18 protein-coding genes and 1 pseudogene are annotated in these 17,705 nt (G+C 46.0%); 16 read left to right on the forward strand and 3 right to left on the reverse strand.

The genetic code is table 11. The annotated features are described in order from the left end of the window. Positions 1-20: 20 nt before the first annotated feature. The 8 genes and pseudogenes from KQI22_RS11810 to KQI22_RS11845 all read left to right on the forward strand — a co-directional run bounded on the left by KQI22_RS11810 (position 21) and on the right by KQI22_RS11845 (position 9,380). Positions 21-1,085 carry a tetratricopeptide repeat protein gene (locus KQI22_RS11810; RefSeq protein WP_216552599.1) on the forward strand — a complete coding sequence of 355 codons (1,065 nt, stop codon included), beginning with the start codon at positions 21-23 and terminating at the stop codon, positions 1,083-1,085. 169 nt (positions 1,086-1,254) lie between these two features. Next, a complete protein-coding gene (locus KQI22_RS11815) occupies positions 1,255-3,654 on the forward strand; it encodes a ribonucleoside triphosphate reductase (protein ID WP_216552600.1) in 2,400 nt (799 codons plus the stop codon). Positions 3,655-3,676: 22 nt separating this feature from the next. Then, positions 3,677-4,600 (forward strand): orotidine-5'-phosphate decarboxylase, encoded by a 924-nt coding sequence (gene pyrF / locus KQI22_RS11820; protein ID WP_216552602.1) that lies wholly within the window; start codon positions 3,677-3,679, stop codon positions 4,598-4,600. A gap of 136 nt (positions 4,601-4,736) precedes the next feature. Then, the gene (locus KQI22_RS11825; RefSeq protein ID WP_216552604.1) at positions 4,737-5,033 is read left to right on the forward strand and encodes a DUF6110 family protein; all 297 of its coding nucleotides are present in this window, start codon (positions 4,737-4,739) and stop codon (positions 5,031-5,033) included. 182 nt (positions 5,034-5,215) lie between these two features. Continuing rightward, positions 5,216-7,284 (forward strand): annotated as a pseudogene (locus KQI22_RS11830) (heavy metal translocating P-type ATPase). Positions 7,285-7,512: 228 nt separating this feature from the next. Continuing rightward, positions 7,513-8,514 carry a hypothetical protein gene (locus KQI22_RS11835; protein ID WP_216552606.1) on the forward strand — a complete coding sequence of 334 codons (1,002 nt, stop codon included), beginning with the start codon at positions 7,513-7,515 and terminating at the stop codon, positions 8,512-8,514. A 107-nt stretch (positions 8,515-8,621) separates the two neighbouring features. Next, positions 8,622-8,912 carry a hypothetical protein gene (locus KQI22_RS11840; protein WP_022004132.1) on the forward strand — a complete coding sequence of 97 codons (291 nt, stop codon included), beginning with the start codon at positions 8,622-8,624 and terminating at the stop codon, positions 8,910-8,912. A 15-nt stretch (positions 8,913-8,927) separates the two neighbouring features. Beyond that, positions 8,928-9,380: a hypothetical protein gene (locus KQI22_RS11845; protein ID WP_216552608.1), complete on the forward strand. Its 453-nt coding sequence runs from the start codon at positions 8,928-8,930 to the stop codon at positions 9,378-9,380. Here the strand turns inward: KQI22_RS11845 and KQI22_RS11850 are convergent. Beyond that, positions 9,357-10,400, reverse strand: coding sequence for a hypothetical protein (locus tag KQI22_RS11850; protein ID WP_216552610.1), 1,044 nt, complete (start codon positions 10,398-10,400; stop codon positions 9,357-9,359). The two genes, KQI22_RS11845 and KQI22_RS11850, sit on opposite strands and share 24 nt — an antisense overlap. A 145-nt stretch (positions 10,401-10,545) precedes the next feature. On the opposite strand from KQI22_RS11850, the gene KQI22_RS11855 reads away from it, so the two are divergent. Continuing rightward, a complete protein-coding gene (locus KQI22_RS11855) occupies positions 10,546-10,875 on the forward strand; it encodes a hypothetical protein (RefSeq protein ID WP_216552612.1) in 330 nt (109 codons plus the stop codon). 61 nt (positions 10,876-10,936) lie between these two features. Here the strand turns inward: KQI22_RS11855 and KQI22_RS11860 are convergent, their stop codons facing one another. Both KQI22_RS11860 and KQI22_RS11865 read right to left on the reverse strand, forming a co-directional pair. After that, on the reverse strand, positions 10,937-11,362 hold the full coding sequence (locus KQI22_RS11860) for an FKBP-type peptidyl-prolyl cis-trans isomerase (protein WP_216552614.1): 426 nt from the start codon (positions 11,360-11,362) through the stop codon (positions 10,937-10,939). 14 nt (positions 11,363-11,376) lie between these two features. After that, positions 11,377-11,697 (reverse strand): winged helix-turn-helix transcriptional regulator, encoded by a 321-nt coding sequence (locus tag KQI22_RS11865; protein WP_216552616.1) that lies wholly within the window; start codon positions 11,695-11,697, stop codon positions 11,377-11,379. Between the two features lie 217 nt (positions 11,698-11,914). Here KQI22_RS11865 and acgA point away from each other — a divergent pair, with 217 nt between their 5' ends. From acgA to KQI22_RS11900, 7 genes are all read left to right on the forward strand, one after another. Then, positions 11,915-12,103, forward strand: coding sequence for an ACGX-repeat peptide (acgA, locus tag KQI22_RS11870; RefSeq protein WP_216552618.1), 189 nt, complete (start codon positions 11,915-11,917; stop codon positions 12,101-12,103). Between the two features lie 28 nt (positions 12,104-12,131). Then, positions 12,132-13,193, forward strand: coding sequence for a radical SAM/SPASM domain protein, ACGX system (acgM, locus tag KQI22_RS11875; RefSeq protein ID WP_216552620.1), 1,062 nt, complete (start codon positions 12,132-12,134; stop codon positions 13,191-13,193). After that, positions 13,187-13,765: a nitroreductase family protein gene (locus KQI22_RS11880; RefSeq protein ID WP_216552622.1), complete on the forward strand. Its 579-nt coding sequence runs from the start codon at positions 13,187-13,189 to the stop codon at positions 13,763-13,765. Before acgM ends, KQI22_RS11880 begins: the two co-directional genes overlap by 7 nt. A gap of 38 nt (positions 13,766-13,803) precedes the next feature. Then, on the forward strand, positions 13,804-14,418 hold the full coding sequence (locus KQI22_RS11885; RefSeq protein ID WP_216552624.1) for a 4Fe-4S binding protein: 615 nt from the start codon (positions 13,804-13,806) through the stop codon (positions 14,416-14,418). A gap of 1 nt (position 14,419) precedes the next feature. Then, on the forward strand, positions 14,420-15,235 hold the full coding sequence (locus KQI22_RS11890) for a protein-ADP-ribose hydrolase (RefSeq protein WP_216552626.1): 816 nt from the start codon (positions 14,420-14,422) through the stop codon (positions 15,233-15,235). A 48-nt stretch (positions 15,236-15,283) separates the two neighbouring features. Beyond that, complete coding sequence (locus KQI22_RS11895) at positions 15,284-16,132, forward strand: SIR2 family NAD-dependent protein deacylase (protein WP_253293623.1); 849 nt, start codon at positions 15,284-15,286, stop codon at positions 16,130-16,132. Positions 16,133-16,277: 145 nt separating this feature from the next. Continuing rightward, complete coding sequence (locus KQI22_RS11900; protein WP_330623372.1) at positions 16,278-17,669, forward strand: MATE family efflux transporter; 1,392 nt, start codon at positions 16,278-16,280, stop codon at positions 17,667-17,669. The last annotated feature ends 36 nt before the right edge of the window (positions 17,670-17,705 follow it).

Genomic DNA, 17,705 nt, shown 5'->3' on the forward strand with positions numbered 1-17,705 from the left:
AAAGAATGGAACAGACCAATATGCAAAAACATACAATACGAAAATCCTCCGCAGTCCTTCTGGCGGTTCTGCTTGCAGGCTGTCTTATGGCATGCGGAAAGAAATCAACCAATACAGATGCGGGAATGGAAGCGATCGGTGCACAGAATTACGATCAGGCACTGACCTGCTTTGACAAGGCGATCCTCGAGGGCGAAGATCTGCAGCTTGCCTACAGAGGGCAGGGGCTTGCCTATATGGGGCAGACCGATTATGAGAGTGCGATCGAGAGCTTTGACCGGGCTTTGCAGAACGGCGGGATGTTCGTCAGCGACCGGGAAGTGGATATCAATTATTATCTTGCTACGGCGCAGTACAAAAACGGACAGCTTTCAGATGCGATCCAGACACTGGATGCGGTCGCAGGCGTGCGCAAAGGGCAGGATATGGTCTATTACCTGCGTGGCAGCATTAAAATGGAAAACGGAGATTATGACGGCGCGGTCAAGGATCTGGATGAAGCACTTTCCAAAAGTAAAAACAGTATCCCGATGACGATCCGTGTATATGAAGCGTTTGCGGATAACGGGCATGAACGGGAAGGTCAGTCGTATCTGAGTTCTGCGATCGAAAACAGGCTGGATGCCATGACCGACTACGAAAAAGGTGTTGTTTATTATTACAGCAAAGATTATGAAAATGCACGGAACTTTTTAGAGCTTGCAAAGAGCGGTGCGAAAGAGACAGGCAGTGATACGCTTCTGATGCTGGGCAAGACGTATGAGCAGCTTGGCGACAGCAATTATGCGGCAAGCCTGTATGAAAAATATCTGGCGGATAACGATGCGGATCCGGTCATCTATAATCAACTTGGATTATGTAAACTGGAGACAGAAGATTATGAAGCGGCACTTACCGCGATCAACAGCGGTCTGTCCATTACGGAAAATAATTCCGTAACACAAGAATTGCGTTTCAACCAGATCGTTGCCTACGAACATCTTGGAAATTTCAAAAAAGCCGCAGCCCTGATGAACAGCTATTTAGACAGCTATCCGGATGATTCCGCGGCGATCCGGGAAAATGAATTCTTAAAGACGAGATAAACATTGCCACTATATCTTGTGTTGACATAATAATGTTAACATAAGATATAGTGGTTTTCTTTTGCCTTTATATTGACTTTGCATACCCACAATGCTACAATAAAACTAATCGGCGCATATGCAGTTATGTTAACCGATGGGGTAAAAATGTAGTAGAAAGGGAGATTTCATGTTAAAGGTAATCAAAAGAAACGGTGACGTAGCGGAGTTTGACTTAAAGCGGATCAGTGATGCGATCATGAAGGCATTTGTGGCAACAGATGTGCAGTATACAAATGATATCGTGGATTTATTAAGTCTCCGTGTCACAGCAGATTTTCAGGAAAAGGTAAAAGACGAAGAGGTACATGTGGAGGATGTACAGGATAGCGTAGAGCGTGTGCTGGAGCAGGCAGGCTACTCACAGGTAGCAAAGGCTTACATTCTTTACAGAAAACAGCGAGAAAAACTGCGTACCATGAAATCTACGATCTTGGATTATAAAGATGTGGTAAACGGCTATGTAAAGGTAGAGGACTGGCGTGTCAAGGAAAATTCCACCGTGACATATTCTGTCGGTGGACTGATCCTGAGCAATTCCGGCGCAGTAACTGCCAATTACTGGCTGTCAGAGATTTATGATGAAGAAATTGCGGAAGCACACAGAAATGCGGATATCCATATCCATGATCTGTCCATGCTGACAGGCTATTGTGCAGGCTGGAGCTTAAAACAGCTCATTACGGAAGGTCTCGGTGGTATTACCGGCAAGATCACATCCGCACCGGCAGCACATCTTTCCGTATTATGCAACCAGATGGTAAACTTCCTCGGTATCATGCAGAATGAATGGGCAGGTGCGCAGGCATTTTCTTCCTTTGATACATATCTGGCTCCGTTTGTCAAGGTGGACAACCTGACGTATCCGGAAGTAAAGAAATGTATTGAAGCATTTATTTATGGTGTCAATACACCGAGCCGCTGGGGTACGCAGGCGCCGTTCTCCAACATCACACTGGACTGGACGGTTCCGAACGATCTGGCAAATCTGCCGGCGATCGTAGGCGGCAAAGAGATGGACTTCACATACGGTGACTGCAAGCAGGAAATGGATATGATCAACAAGGCATTCATCGAGACGATGATCGAAGGTGATGCCAACGGACGCGGTTTCCAGTATCCGATCCCGACTTACTCCATCACAAAGGATTTTGACTGGTCCGATACAGAGAACAACCGTCTCTTATTTGAAATGACTTCCAAATACGGTACACCGTATTTTTCCAACTATATCAACTCCGATATGGAGCCGTCCGATGTCAGATCCATGTGCTGCAGACTGCGTCTGGATCTGAGAGAATTGCGTAAGAAAACAGGTGGTTACTTCGGTTCCGGTGAAAGCACGGGAAGTGTCGGCGTTGTTACGATCAATATGCCAAGGATCGCTTATCTGTCAACAAGCAAGGATGATTTTTACCGCCGCCTGAATAAGATGATGGATATCGCAGCCCGTTCCTTAAAGATCAAACGTGGTGTTATCTCAAAGCTGCTGGATGAAGGCTTATATCCGTATACAAAGCGGTATCTGGGCAACTTTGACAATCATTTTTCCACGATCGGTCTGATCGGTATGAACGAGGTCGGCTTAAATGCCAACTGGCTGCGTGCGGATCTTTCCGATAAGCATACACAGGAATTTACGAAAGAAGTGCTGAACCATATGCGGGAGCGTCTTTCCGATTATCAGGAAATGTACGGTGATCTTTACAATCTGGAAGCAACACCGGCTGAAAGTACGACTTACCGTCTGGCAAAGCATGACAAGAAGAGATGGCCGGGCATCAAGACGGCAGGACATCCGGGAGATACACCGTATTACACGAATTCCTCCCATCTGCCGGTTGATTATACTGTGGACATTTTTGATGCGCTGGATATCCAGGATGAATTGCAGACGCTTTACACATCCGGTACGGTATTCCATGCCTTCTTAGGCGAGAAGCTTCCGGACTGGAAAGCTGCGGCTAACCTTGTAAGGACGATCGCAGAAAATTATAAACTTCCTTATTATACATTGTCTCCGACTTACTCCATCTGCAAGGAACACGGTTATCTGGCAGGAGAAGTCAAGATCTGTCCGCACTGTGGCAAACCGACCGAGGTTTACAGCCGTATCACAGGCTACTACAGACCGGTACAGAACTGGAATGACGGTAAATTACAGGAATATGCAAACAGAACCGAATACAGACTGGACAGATCCGTATTAAAGAGACCGGTTTCGAGTGTGGTAACATTATCCGGCTATGACCAGGATGTCAAGGTTTCCGTCGGAACACCGGAAAATGTAAAATATTTATTTACGACAAAAACCTGTCCGAATTGCAAGCTGGCAAAGGAATATCTGCAGGGAATCGCTTATGTTCCGATCGATGCAGAGGAGAATATGGAACTGGCAGTCCGCTATGGTGTGATGCAGGCACCGACACTTGTAGTTGTCAGCGGTGATTCTCATAAAAAGTATGTCAATGCATCCAATATCAAAAAGTATGTGGACAGTCTGGCTGCAGAGACGGCAAATGTAAAATAAATGCAGCATAAGGAGAAAGAACATGATCAACAAATTAGTCGAAAACATCAAAAAGACGGGAGCACCGATCGTAGTCGGACTGGATCCGATGATGAAGTTTATCCCGGAGTTTATTACAAAAAAAGCTTTTGCGGAATACGGTGAGACACTGGAAGGCGCTGCAGAAGCGATCTGGCAGTACAATAAAGGAATCGTGGATGCAATCTATGATCTGGTTCCGGCAGTAAAGCCACAGATCGCCATGTATGAGCAGTTTGGCATTCCTGGACTTGTCGCATTTGATAAAACAGTAAAGTACTGCAAGGAAAAGGGATTGATCGTGATCGGTGATATCAAGCGCGGTGATATCGGTTCTACCTCAGCCGCCTATGCGACCGGGCATCTTGGCAAGGTACAGGTGGGAAGTAAATCCTACTATGGTTTTGATGAAGATTTTGCTACAGTCAATCCTTATCTGGGAAGTGACGGCGTAAAGCCATTTATTGATGTGTGCAGGGAAGAGAAAAAAGGTATTTTTGTACTGGTAAAGACATCCAATCCTAGCAGCGGAGAATTTCAGGATCGTATCATTGACGGCGCACCGTTATATGAGTGGGTCGGACATCAGGTTGACGAATGGGGCAAGGAACTGATGGGTGACAGCTACAGCTATGTAGGTGCTGTTGTTGGCGCAACCTATCCGGAAATGGGACGTGTCCTGCGTGATATCATGCCAAAGGCTTATATTCTGGTACCGGGCTATGGTGCACAGGGTGGCAAAGGCAAGGATCTTGTCCACTTCTTTAATAAAGACGGACTTGGTGCGATCGTGAACAGTTCACGTGGTATTATTGCAGCTTATCAGAATGATCTGTATAAGGACCGCTTTGCACCGGAAAATTATGCAGATGCATCCAGAGCGGCAGTACTGGATATGAAAGCAGATATTGCTTCTGCACTGGCTTAAATGCCGTGATAATAGACACGTTTCCTTATTGAGAAAAGTTATCAGTTATAGGCGCGGGTTAGAGTTGGCTATCCGCCCGGGCCGGTGCTATAATAGCACCCATAGTAAGATACAGATAGAGAAAGGTGTGGATATTATGAGTAACATTTTCAAAGGAATCAACTGGAAAAAAACAGGTATCTTTGCGGCAGGAGTAGCATTTGGTACAGCCGGCATCAAGATCTTATCAAGTAAGGATGCAAAGAAAGTATATACAAACTGTACTGCAGCAGCACTCAGAGCAAAGGACTGTGTCATGAAGACAGTTTCTACTGTACAGGAGAACGCTGAAGATATTTATGCAGACGCTAAGAGCATAAATGAAGAAAGAGCCCTGCAGCAGGAACAGGAATTTGCAGCAGATGCACAGGAAGCATCTGAAGACGCAGAATAAACAGAAAAAAGAGGGAGCACCTGCTTTAGCGGGTGCTCTTTTGTAGTGAGGTAACGAAATCAAGCGCCAGCTATGCTGGCATTTGATTTCGACCGAACGTACAACGAGAAAAACAGAAGCAGCAGTGCTGCGACGCTACGAAGTAGCGGGTTTTTCGAGTTAGAAAGAGGTAAGGATAGCTTATGAAATTTATAATCAAGCATGAAGCAAGGGGAAGAATGCGTATCCATCTTGTGCAGTACCGCATGAGCTATGCGCAGGCTGACCTGCTTCTTTATTATTTACATACACAGCCGCAGGTAAAAGAGGCGAAAGTGTATGAGCGGACAGGTGACGCTGTGATCGTTTATACAGGCGACAGACAACAGATCATTGATCTGCTTCTGGCATTTGCCTATGAAGAAGTAAAAGCACCGAAAGGACTGCTCGAAAATTCGGGAAGAGCGTTAAATGCAGATTATCAGGAAAAACTGGTCGGTCATGTGGTAAAGCATTATGCGATCAAATGGCTGCTTCCGCTGCCGATCCGTTCCTGCTATGTGATATGGCAGTCCCTGAAATATATCAAAGAAGGAGTTAAGACACTTCTGAAGGGTAAGATCGAGGTACCGGTGCTGGATGCAACAGCGATCACGGTATCCATATTAAGAAATGATACGAATACAGCCGGCTCGATCATGTTCCTGCTCGGATTTGGCGAACTGCTGGAAGAATGGACACATAAGAAATCAATCGATAATCTGGCAAGAAGCCTGTCACTGCATGTGACAAAAGCATGGAAAAAAGTAGATGGGACAGAGGTTTTAGTTTCTGTCGATGAAATTGAAACAGGAGATCAGGTTGTTGTGCATATGGGTAACGTCATTCCGTTTGACGGTGTGGTAGCGGAAGGAGAAGCTCTGGTCAACCAGGCATCTCTGACAGGCGAATCCACAGCAGTCAGAAAGGCAGTGGGTGCATCTGTATATGCAGGCACTGTGATGGAAGAAGGCACACTGACGATCACAGTCAGCAAGGTAGGAAGCGACAGCAAGTTTGAAAAGATCGTAAAGATGATCGAAGAATCGGAGAAGATGAAATCCAATGTAGAAGGAAAAGCAGCCCATCTGGCAGACAAGCTTGTGCCATACAGCCTGGGTGGAACGGTACTGACGTATCTTCTGACGAGAAATGCCACAAAGGCACTTTCCATTCTGATGGTGGATTTCTCCTGTGCACTCAAGCTGGCAATGCCGATTTCCGTGCTTTCCGCAATCCGTGAGGCAAGCAGCCATCATATTACCGTAAAGGGCGGTAAGTTCTTAGAGGCGATGGCAGAAGCCGATACGATCGTATTTGATAAGACCGGAACACTGACAAAGGCATGTCCGACAGTAGCAACTGTTGTATCCTTCTGTGAAAAGACACCGGATGAACTGCTTCGTATCGCAGCCTGTCTGGAAGAGCATTTCCCGCATTCCATGGCAAAAGCGGTTGTGGATGCTGCGACGCAGAAAAATCTGCTGCATGAGGAAATGCATTCCAAGCCGGATTACGTGGTAGCACACGGTATCGCAAGCACGATCGGCGAGAAACGTGTTGTAATCGGCAGTTACCATTTTGTATTTGAAGATGAGAAATGCATCATTCCGGAAGGAAAGAATTGTTTGACAATCTGCCGTTGCAGTATTCTCATTTATATCTGGCGATCGACGGTGAACTGGCAGCAACGATCTGTATTGAAGATCCGCTCCGCGCAGAGGCAAAGTCTGTGATCAGAAAGCTGCATAAAGAAGGCTTCACCAATATCGTTATGATGACGGGTGACAGCTACCGGACAGCGGAAGCCATCGCAAGGAGCGTCGGCGTGGATCATTTCTATGCGGAAGTTCTGCCGGAAGATAAGGCCGATTTTGTACAGCAGGAGAAAGCAAAAGGACATAAAGTTGTCATGATCGGTGACGGTATCAACGATTCGCCGGCACTTTCTGCAGCCGATGTCGGAATTGCCATCAGTGATGGAGCAGAGATCGCAAGAGAGATCGCAGATATTACAGTCAGTGCGGATGATCTGAATGAGATCGTTGTACTGAAAATGTTAAGCGAGGCACTGATGAAGCGTATCCATAAAAATTACAGACAGATCGTGACCTTCAATGCAGGTCTGATCGTGCTGGGCGTGGCAGGTGTGATCCCACCTACGACATCAGCTCTTTTGCACAATACTTCAACACTGCTGATCGGTATGGACAGCATGAAGAATCTGCTGTAAGCTGCAGCGTGATCTATAACAGAATAAGAGAAGATGAAACAGCCGGAAGCAGGAAAAACCTGTTTTCCGGCTCTTTTCATGTAATAGGAAGCATCGTTCCCATTACATAAAAATAGATCCTATAAAATTTTACTGGCATATAGATTTGTTACAGGGTATACTGAAAACAACTATTATAGGAAAGATAATAGTGGTATCTTATGACAGGCAGGTAAAAAGGAGGAAAACATGAAGAAAAGAATTTTAGTTGCATTGACAACACTTTGTATCACACTTCTGACAGGATGTGGCATGCGTGCAGAGATGGAGATCAATCCGGATCTTTCGGGCACTGTTTCGATGGAGGTGGATACAACAAGCGAAGAAGAAAAGCAGATCGAGCGGTATATGAACAGCCAGCCGGGCAGCACATCGACTACTTATGCCGATATGATGAAAGAAATGGAATTTACGGCAAACGGTACGAAGGTACTGAACGGAAAAGAGCACAATTCTTATATACTGAGTCAGAAAGCATCTGCAAAGGAAATGAAATCTTCTTTCCTGGAGCTGACAGGTGACAAAGCTGTTATGAATATTGCACAGGACAGCCAGACAAGTACAAGTCAGATGGATGCCAATGTGACAGGGGATCTGGACGGGCTGGATGGATATGATATTGTGATCAGCTTTCCGTTCCAGGTAGCAAAGACAAACGGCGAACTGCAGCCGGACGGCAAAACGGTCAGGTTTGATGCAGTGAAGCTTGTGAAAGAAAAAACAGAACGTATCTATGCCATGAGTGCACAGGCAGTGGCACAGACCGGTAAGATCAAGGTCAGCGGGGTTAAAAATAAAGGTGCTTATAAGAAACTTATGACCATGAAGGTCTCTTCACCGGGCGTCATCACGCAGTTCCGGGTAAATGGCAGAGCACAGTCCGGCAATGAATTTGCGGTAAAAAAAGACGGTGCTTACAAAGCGGAGATTGAAACGGCAGCAGGCACAAAACAGACTGTCATTTTCTGCGTTGACCGTAAGAAACCGACTACCAATGTGAAAAACAACAAAGTATACAAAAAGAATCTGAAGATCACTTTCCGGGATAAGCTTTCCGGTGTGAAGAAAGCCACACTGAACGGCAAGAAGATCAAGAGCGGAAAAACGATCAAGAAAAACGGCACTTATACGTTAAAGATCACAGATAAAGCAGGCAATGTAAAAAAAGTTAAATTCAAGATCCAGAAATAAAGCTTTCCATTTGCAAATCCGGCAAATTGATGGTAAAATCGGTTAGAAATATCTAACCGGCAAAATCCGGCAGGTAGCAAAGTGAAGATAATAACAGGAGGCACACAATGGGAGTAAATTCAATTGATGCAGAAGATGATCAGTTTGCATATCGTTATGATACACAGCTTCTGATCGACAGAAGAGATGAAGATCTGGATGAGGATGCGATCGCAGACTACATCACAGAACATTTTGAAGGTAACAGCCTGATCGCAGCAGGAGATGAAGATCTGATCAAGATCCATTTCCATACAAACGAGCCGTGGAAGATCCTGGAATACTGCAATACACTCGGGGAGATCTACGATATTGTTGTAGAGGACATGATCAGACAGGCAAACGGAATGCAGGGCTGACAGAAAGGGCAGAAAATGGAAGCGGATAAGACTGCGTATGATGAAATCTATCTGGAAGACGTCATAGATCTTCATACCTTATTGTTTATCAAACTGACTGAGATCACGGAATACGACCTGTGTTCCATGATAGATGTGTATATGCAGCATTCGGAAATCAGAAGAAAGATGGATGTTGGCAACTGGAGTGCGCTGAATAAGGGATATAAGCAGCTGAAGAACAGTATCGATTTTTCGCTGTGCGCGCCACGAAAGGAAACCATAGAATGTGATCGTATTTTACTGAACTGGATTGCACAGATGTATGTCCGGCTGCAGTGGAAATATTGCATTTCATCCGCAGAAATAAGCAGGGCAATTCCATCTGCCCTGCTTATGAGATTGTATGATCCGCTGAGTGAAACCTCTTATAACAACGCCTGTGAGAAATTGTACCACAAATATCTAACGGGATTGCAGCTTCTTTAAGCCGATTTCATATTGGTCATAAAATTCTTCCCCAAGAGAAGCATAGGATTTTATGCCGAATTTAGAATCTGCCATCCAGCCGAGCTTGGGGTGATATTGCTTGAATATTTTATCCTTTAGAAGCTGAGAGGAAAACTGCTGCGTATTTTCATGGAACAGATTGATATTGACGCGTGTTGCGAAGTATCCCCGGTCCATGATATTTTCCGCTTCGATATCTTTGGTGACCAGTTCAAAATCTGCACGGTTTAACCGGAACAGATCTTTATTATGTAAAGGATCGACCAGTGTAAACAGCAGCTGCAGCTGATACCGTTTGATCTTTCCGTTAAGATACAGACCGTCAGACAGCATATGTGGGACACCGACTCCCAAAGGCTGCCTGTTATTGCTCAGGAACGGAAACAGGGTGTAATCCGCCAGTTTCTTATCCGGATCCACATCCAGGAGAATGCCGCATTCCCCGGTGGTTGTATTGTAATAGGACATTGCGTCTCTGATCTTTTTCCATTCAAAACCGCTTTTTATGGCATCATCGATCATACGCTCGATGCCTGAAAGCAGTCTGTCCGTTCCCTTGAATTTGGGGATACGGAAATATTTTTTGGGGAAGTCCCAGCAGGACATGCCCTGTTCCAGATCTTCGATCATGGCAAGAAGCCGGTTCCCTTCATCGATCATATTTCCCGCATCATAAAACGGCACATCGCCGATCTTTTCCAGTTCATTATATAAATAGCCCCTGGCAAATCCGTAGTTTACGATAAAAATATTGTAACAGAAAAGACCGGGCTGTCCCTGATAGGTATGATGCTTCATCGGATGGATACCGCCGTTCATGGCATCTTCGGACATGAGGTTTTCCACCTGAGGGATCAGCCGCGTGGCAATCGCTTCTTCCACAAGTCGGTAACTGGCTTTTTCCCGTTCGCAGGCAGTCAGATATCTGCGCACCTGCTGGTCAATGTCCTGCATGGTGAGCCGGACATGGTCATCTACAAAAAATGATTTATTTGCCATAAGCAATCTCCTTTTTATACAGTCATATCTTGAGTGTAGCATGGTTTTTTCATGTCTGCAATGGAGCAGTGGTTGAAAGGGAAAGGATTGTGGAAAGGCACGATATCATGTATATTGGTAGAGAAGACAAAGAGGGAGGAAAACGATGGAATACCTGTATAAAATTACGGTGGAAATTGATGATGATATGGTGCACCGTCTGGGGCAGCATGATCCTGATGCGGTTTATGAAACTGTGCGGCAGGCTTTTTTAAGCTGCGATTTTCAGGAAAGGACAGAAGCCGGCGGACAGATGGTCTTTACGATCGGCGATGATAAGGATTCTTTCAGCAATGTCGGGATCGCGGCAAATGCCCTCTATGATTCGTGGCTTGGCAGGTATCTGAAAAAGATGGAATGGTATGATGCCGATGATGACAGCGTGGAAGATATCCTGAAAGAGATCGGGGAATTTGATGATACTTACGGAAAATGAAAAACCCCGGGCAGATGCTGCTTAGCTGCATCTGCCCGGGGTTTGTGATAGGGCACATTCCTTATTCTACAGAAACAAGTTCAATTTTGAAGTTCAGTTCTTTGCCCGCCATTTCATGGTTGGCATCGAGCGTGATATGGGTATCGTCTTTAGCTGTCACGGTAACAGGGAAAGACTGCCCGGTTGGTGTGGATAAATAAACATGCTCGCCGACAGATAAGCCTTCTGCGCCCGGTAACTGACCAAGCTCCAGTGTGACGATATTCTGCGGATCCGGCATTCCGTATGCTTCCTCCGGCATTAAATGGATATCAATGATCTGTCCGATCTCCATTTCTTTTACGGCTTCATCAAAGCCTTTGATCATCATGCCTGCACCACAGACAAATTCCAGCGGCTCGCCGCGGTCATAGGATGAATCAAATTTTTCTCCGCTGTTAAAAGTACCTGTGTAATGTACCTTACATTTCTTTCCTACATTGCTCATAGTTGTCCTCCGTTTTACATATTTTTGTAAGCATTGCCCCACGCGACCATGGAATCCAGGATCGGTTTTAAGGTTTTTCCGAGATCGCTTAATGCATATTCCACTCTGGGCGGAACCTCCGGGTAAACCGTCCGGGTGATCAGTCCGTCCTCTTCCATGGAACGCAGACTGTCGGTCAGCACCTTCTGGCTGATCCCGTCCAGATCCTTTCGCAGCTCGTTAAAACGCCATGGTCTCTGTAACAGATTTCTTATAATAAGTAACTTCCATTTGCTTCCAATCAAAGCAACGGTAGTAGCAACCGGGCATTCCGGCAATTCTTCTTTTGTCAGCATATAATCAGCTCCTTATATTAGATTCTTTTTGCGTGTTACATCAGATTATAATGTAATATCCCAAATCCTGTCAATCGGATCTGGCATACCCGGTTACTTTTTTGTGACTATGTAATAAAAAAGTGCGTACTTTTTCTGCGGCATCACATTTGCTATCCTGAACTTGCAACAAGGGCAGAGCCCAAAGAAATCATTTCATTTACAGGAGGTAACGAAAATGGCACTTTCAAACATTTTTGGATGGAACAAAGAAGATGACAAGCAGAAGTCTGCAGCATGCGGAACAGCATGCGGGGCAGCAGCACCGGAAGAAAAATCTGCAGCATGCGGAACCGCATGTGGAGCAGCAGCACCGGAAGAAAAACCTGCAGCATGTGGTACAGCCTGCGGCGCATCTGACAAGTAAGAAGTGACAGAAGGAAGGAGCGGATAGGATGCAACAGTATTTTTCATTTCAGTGGCATATTACAGATGAATGCGATCAACGCTGCAAGCACTGCTATATCTTTTCGGGAGAGGGCTGCACACAGCTGAAGAGCATGACATATACACAAATGCAGGAGGTCATCGCAAATTGTGAGGATTTCTGTCAGGTATATCACAGACAGCCGTATTTCTATATTACAGGCGGAGATCCTATCCTGCATCCTGACTTCTGGAAGCTTCTGGTTCTTTTAAAAAGCAAACAGATTCCGTTTACACTGATGGGCAATCCCTTCCATCTGAATGATGAGATCTGTAGGATGCTGAAAGCCTGCGGCTGTGAGAAATACCAGATGTCGCTGGACGGAATGGAAAAGACGCATGACTGGTTCCGTAAACCGGGCAGTTTTGCGGAGACAATAGAAAAGATCGGATGCCTGAACCGGGCAGGCATAAAGAGCATTATCATGAGCACGGTTTCTAAGACAAATATCGAGGAAATCCCGGCCATCATCGATGCGGTGGTACAGGCAGAGGCGACCGTATTTGCGTTCTCCCGCTATGTACCGACAGGCGGTGAAGTGGATACAAGCATGACCCCACAGGAGTACAGAAAACTTCTGGAGATCTGTGACAAAAAATACAAGGCTTATGAGGCAGCGGGCTGTAAAACCTATTTTAACAAAAAAGATCATTTATGGACGCTGTATGAATACGAAACAGGACAGTTCAAACTGCCGTCTGCCACAGAAAAGGGCATGATCTATGGCGGCTGTAACTGTGGCAACTGTCATATCACGATCTCCTCAAACGGAGATGTGATGGCGTGCAGACGTGTGACAGACAGCAAGGTAACAAATATATTTGAAGACAGACTGGCAGATGTGTGGCTCAGTCAGATGGAGCAGTACAGAAACTATGATGCCTTTACAAAATGCAGCAAGTGTGAGCTGAAAGCATGGTGCAGAGGCTGCCCAGCGGTGGCAAACGGTACAAATGGCAGCTTTTACAGCGCAGATCCGCAGTGCTGGAAGCAGAAAAACGATATTACGGGGGAGGAACTGGCATGTTAATGGATCTTATTAAAAACAGACACTCGATCCGAAAATACACGGACAGACAGATCAGCAGAGAAGATCTGGAAAAGATTTTGGAAGCTGGCAGCTTTGCACCGAATGCGGGCGGCGGACAGCGCAGCATGATGGTTGCGGTCCATGATAAGGAACTGACGACCAAAATCGGACAGATGAATCTGGCAAAGTTTGACCGGATGCATCTGGCGGGTAATTTTGTGTCAAAAGAGCAGCCGAGTACGATCGATGATCCGACGATCAAAAATGGATTTTATGATGCACCGACGGTTGTCTGTGTGTTCTGTCAGGATAATTTTTTGTTTAAAACGGCAGATGCTTTTTGCATGATGGAAAATATGCTGCTGCAGGCAACAGAGCTTGGCATTGCATCCTGCATCATTTCAAGAGGATATGAAACCTTTGATTCGCCGGAAGGCAGGCAGTTGATGGAAGCATGGGAAGTACCGCAGGGGTATACGTGTCAGGGATTTGTGATCCTGGGATATATCAACGGAGAGCAGCCACAGAGTAAGCCCAGAAAACCGGGCAGAGTTAAGATCATAGAAGCGTAATGAAAGACGCAGCAGCAAGCGGGAAAGGTGGAAACAATATGGATTTGGCAACATGTTTTAAGAAAATGGAGCTTGTGGGGGTACTTGCATTTGCAACGGTAGACAGTGAAGGAGCACCACAGATCCGCAATATCAGTGCGATACATTATGAACCGGATGCACTGTATTTTTTCACAGCGAGAGGCAAGAATTTCTGCAGGGAGCTGCAGGCAGATGGCAGAGTCCAGATCCTGTGTTATACCAAATACAAGGAAATGATACGGCTTTCCGGTAAAGCGGTGGCAGTGGCGGATGCGGAGCAGGCAAAGTGGCGTGACAGGATCTTTGCGGAGCAGCCGTATCTTGCCAATGTCTATCCGGGAGATACCAGAGAGATCGGCATTGTATTTTGCATCAGCACGGGGCAGGTCGAATATTTTAATCTTGGTGTCAATCCGATTTTCAGAGAGACATATATGCTGGGAAATGCTACACTGGAGCCAAAGGGATATTTCATAACGGATGCCTGCATCGGCTGTGGAATGTGTCAGAAAAGCTGCCCGCAGAGATGTATTACGGCAGGCAAGCCGTATCAGATCCGGCAGGAGCATTGTCTGCACTGCGGAAGCTGCTATGAAAAGTGTCCGGTAAAAGCAGTAGAAAGAAGAGGATAATATGAACCAGAGTGAAAGACGCAGATATCTGATCAAACGATTATGGGAGGAACAGCCGGGAGAGCAGGATGTACAGATACCGGCAGAACAGGGGCAGCAGCGTATGTTGCTGCGTTCTCTTATGAATATCAGAATGCCCGGAGAAATCGATGCGGAATTTCTGACAGTACAGAACGCCTATCTGGCAGAACGCGCGGCAGAGAAAGGAATTGTCACTCTGGCAGATCTGGAACAGCTGCAGGACGATCTTTATATATACCGTGGAGATATTACAAGGCTGCAGGTCGGAGCGATCGTTAATGCGGCTAACAGTGGAATGACAGGCTGTTATCAGCCCTGCCATAACTGTATTGATAACTGTATCCATACTTATGCGGGAGTACAGCTCCGCCTTGCCTGCGCAAAGCTGATGCAAAGACAGGGGCATGAAGAGGCGACCGGACAGGCAAAGATCACACCTGCTTTTAATCTGCCGTGTGACTATGTGATCCATACAGTAGGACCGATCGTATCGGACAGGCTGACCAAAAGACACGAAGAACTGCTGGCATCCTGCTATCGATCCTGTCTGCGGCTGGCAGTGGAAAATAGTATAGAAAGCATTGCGTTCTGCTGTATTTCAACCGGTGTATTTATGTTTCCGAATGAGCGGGCGGCAGAGATTGCTGTGCAGACAGTGAAGCAGTATAAAAAAGAGACGGGATCGACGGTTAAGGTCGTATTCAATGTATTTCAGGAAAAAGACGAGCGGATTTACAGAAAGCTGTTGGGCAGAGACCGGAAAAATAAAAGCGGAATATGTGCTACGGAAAGATAGAAGGAGTGGCGTATGATAGCAGAAAAGATAATATGCATAAAGGAAAAAATGAAACAGGCGGATGCAGTTGTGATCGGCGCAGGCGCAGGACTTTCGACAGCAGCGGGATTTACCTACAGCGGAGAGCGGTTCATGGCATATTTTTCTGATTTTCATCAGAAGTATGGCTTTTCCGATATGTATTCCGGTGGCTTTTATGAGTTCCCCACAGAGGAGGAACACTGGGCATATTGGAGCAGATATATTTATGTAAACCGATACCAGAACGCACCAAAGCCGGTGTATGAAAAGCTGTATACGTTAGTGAAGGACAAAGATTACTTTGTGCTTACCACGAATGTAGACCACTGTTTTCAGAAGGCGGGCTTTGCAAAAGAACGGTTATTTTATACGCAGGGAGATTTTGGACTGTTCCAGTGCAGTAAGCCATGCCATCGGGAAACTTATGATAACGAAATGGTCATAAAAGAGATGGTACTTAGTCAGGGCTTTGAGACCACGCAGGGAAAACTGGTTGTGCCAAAGCAGGGGAAGATTACCATGTCTGTTCCTTCGGAACTTGTGCCAAGATGCCCAAAGTGCGGCAGAAAAATGAGCATGAACCTGCGCGCGGACAATACCTTTGTGGAGGACAGAGGCTGGCATCTGGCAGCAGAGCGGTATCAGGCGTTTATGGAGGCGCACAGAGGAGAAAAAGCAGTGTTTCTGGAGTTAGGCGTAGGCTACAATACGCCGGGCATTATCAAATATAACTTCTGGCAGTATGCTTATCAGTGGCAGCAGGCGTTTTATGTCTGTATCAACAAGGGACAGGCGCAGATTCCTGTGGATATCGAAGAAAAATCCGTTTCGGTCGATGCTGATATTGCAGAAGTGGTAGAACTGCTGGGCGCATAACAGGAAAGAACCGGATTTCCACGATAATCTCTGATTTTACACAATCATGCCTAAAAACTATGATGAATGATAGTATATATATATTTGCTATTATAATAAAACTTTCTTATAATCATTCTGGACAAATAACGGAAAGAAACAGAGGGTGAAGAACGTGGAAAAAACAGCGAAAACAAAACCGAAAATGGACATGATCCATGGCTCTATCTGGAATAAGATCATACAATATGCATTCCCGGTCGCAGCGACCGGTATTTTAGAGCAGTTATTCAATGCATCGGATATTGCGATCGTCGGTAATTTTACAGGCAGTGTCAGAACCGCTTCCGTGGCGGCGGTCGGAGCCAACAGCCCGATCGTGGGACTCATTCTGAATTTTTTTATTGGGATCGCTCTCGGTGCAAATGTGGTGATCGCCAATGCGATCGGCAGAAGGGATGAGGGCACGATCCACCGTGCGGTACATACTTCAGTCATCACAGCGGTGATCGGCGGCTTACTGGTGGCATTACTTGGAGAGTTACTTGTGGGTAACTTATTGTCAGTGTTAAATGTTCCTTCGGATGTATTTCCGTATGCCCTTTTATATATCCGGATCTATCTGCTTGGTATGCCTGTGATCCTGCTATACAATTTTGAGGCAGCCATTTTTCGAAGCATCGGGGAAACAAAAACACCGCTGAAGGCACTGGCACTGTCAGGTGTTTTGAATGTCATCCTGAATCTGTTCTTTGTGATCGTATTACATATGACCGTCAATGGTGTGGCGATCGCGACGGTGCTTTCCAATGCAGTCAGTGCAGCACTGCTTTTTATAAAGCTGGTAAAGACAAAAGAAGTGATTCGTCTGCGCAGACAGGAGCTGCGATTCGATCAAACAGTATTTGGTGATATCATGCGGATCGGACTGCCTGCAGGGATCCAGAGTGCGGTATTTGCAGTGGCTAACATTGTGATCCAGGCAGCGATCAACAGTCTGGGTACGGTGGTCATAGCAGCTTCAAGTGCGGCGTTTAATATTGAGATCTTTGCTTATGATGTGATGAATTCCTTCAGTCAGGCATGTACCACCTTTACAGGGCAGAATTATGGGGCAGGGCAGCTCAAACGATGCAGAAAAGTACTGTTTTTGTGTATTATTGAAGATGCCATTGCAACGGCAAGTGTGATCCTGCTTGTTCTGTTTGCTGGAAAAGGTCTGCTTGCGATCTTTAATAACGATCCACAGGTTGTGGAAACAGGATACATCAGACTGGTCATGGTATTTTTTGCCTATACCTTCAGTATGCTTTATGAAAATCTGTCCGGTTATCTGCGCGGCTTCGGAATCTCTCTGGTACCGGCGGTTCTGACGATCATCGGCGTATGCGGTGTCAGGATCTTCTGGATCGCGACAGTTTTTCCGGCGTACAGAACCTTCCGGGCGATCATGGCGGTCTATCCGGTCAGCCTGTGCACGACCGCTGTGCTCATCCTGATTTCTACGCTTCTGTACCGCCCGTCGCGGAAACTAATCGACAAACCCCGCAGTATATGATACGCTTTATCTAACGGATGTTCCGTTTGTGGGATA

The organism is Kineothrix sp. MSJ-39, from assembly GCF_018917935.1.
In the GTDB taxonomy this organism is placed as follows: domain Bacteria; phylum Bacillota; class Clostridia; order Lachnospirales; family Lachnospiraceae; genus CAG-194.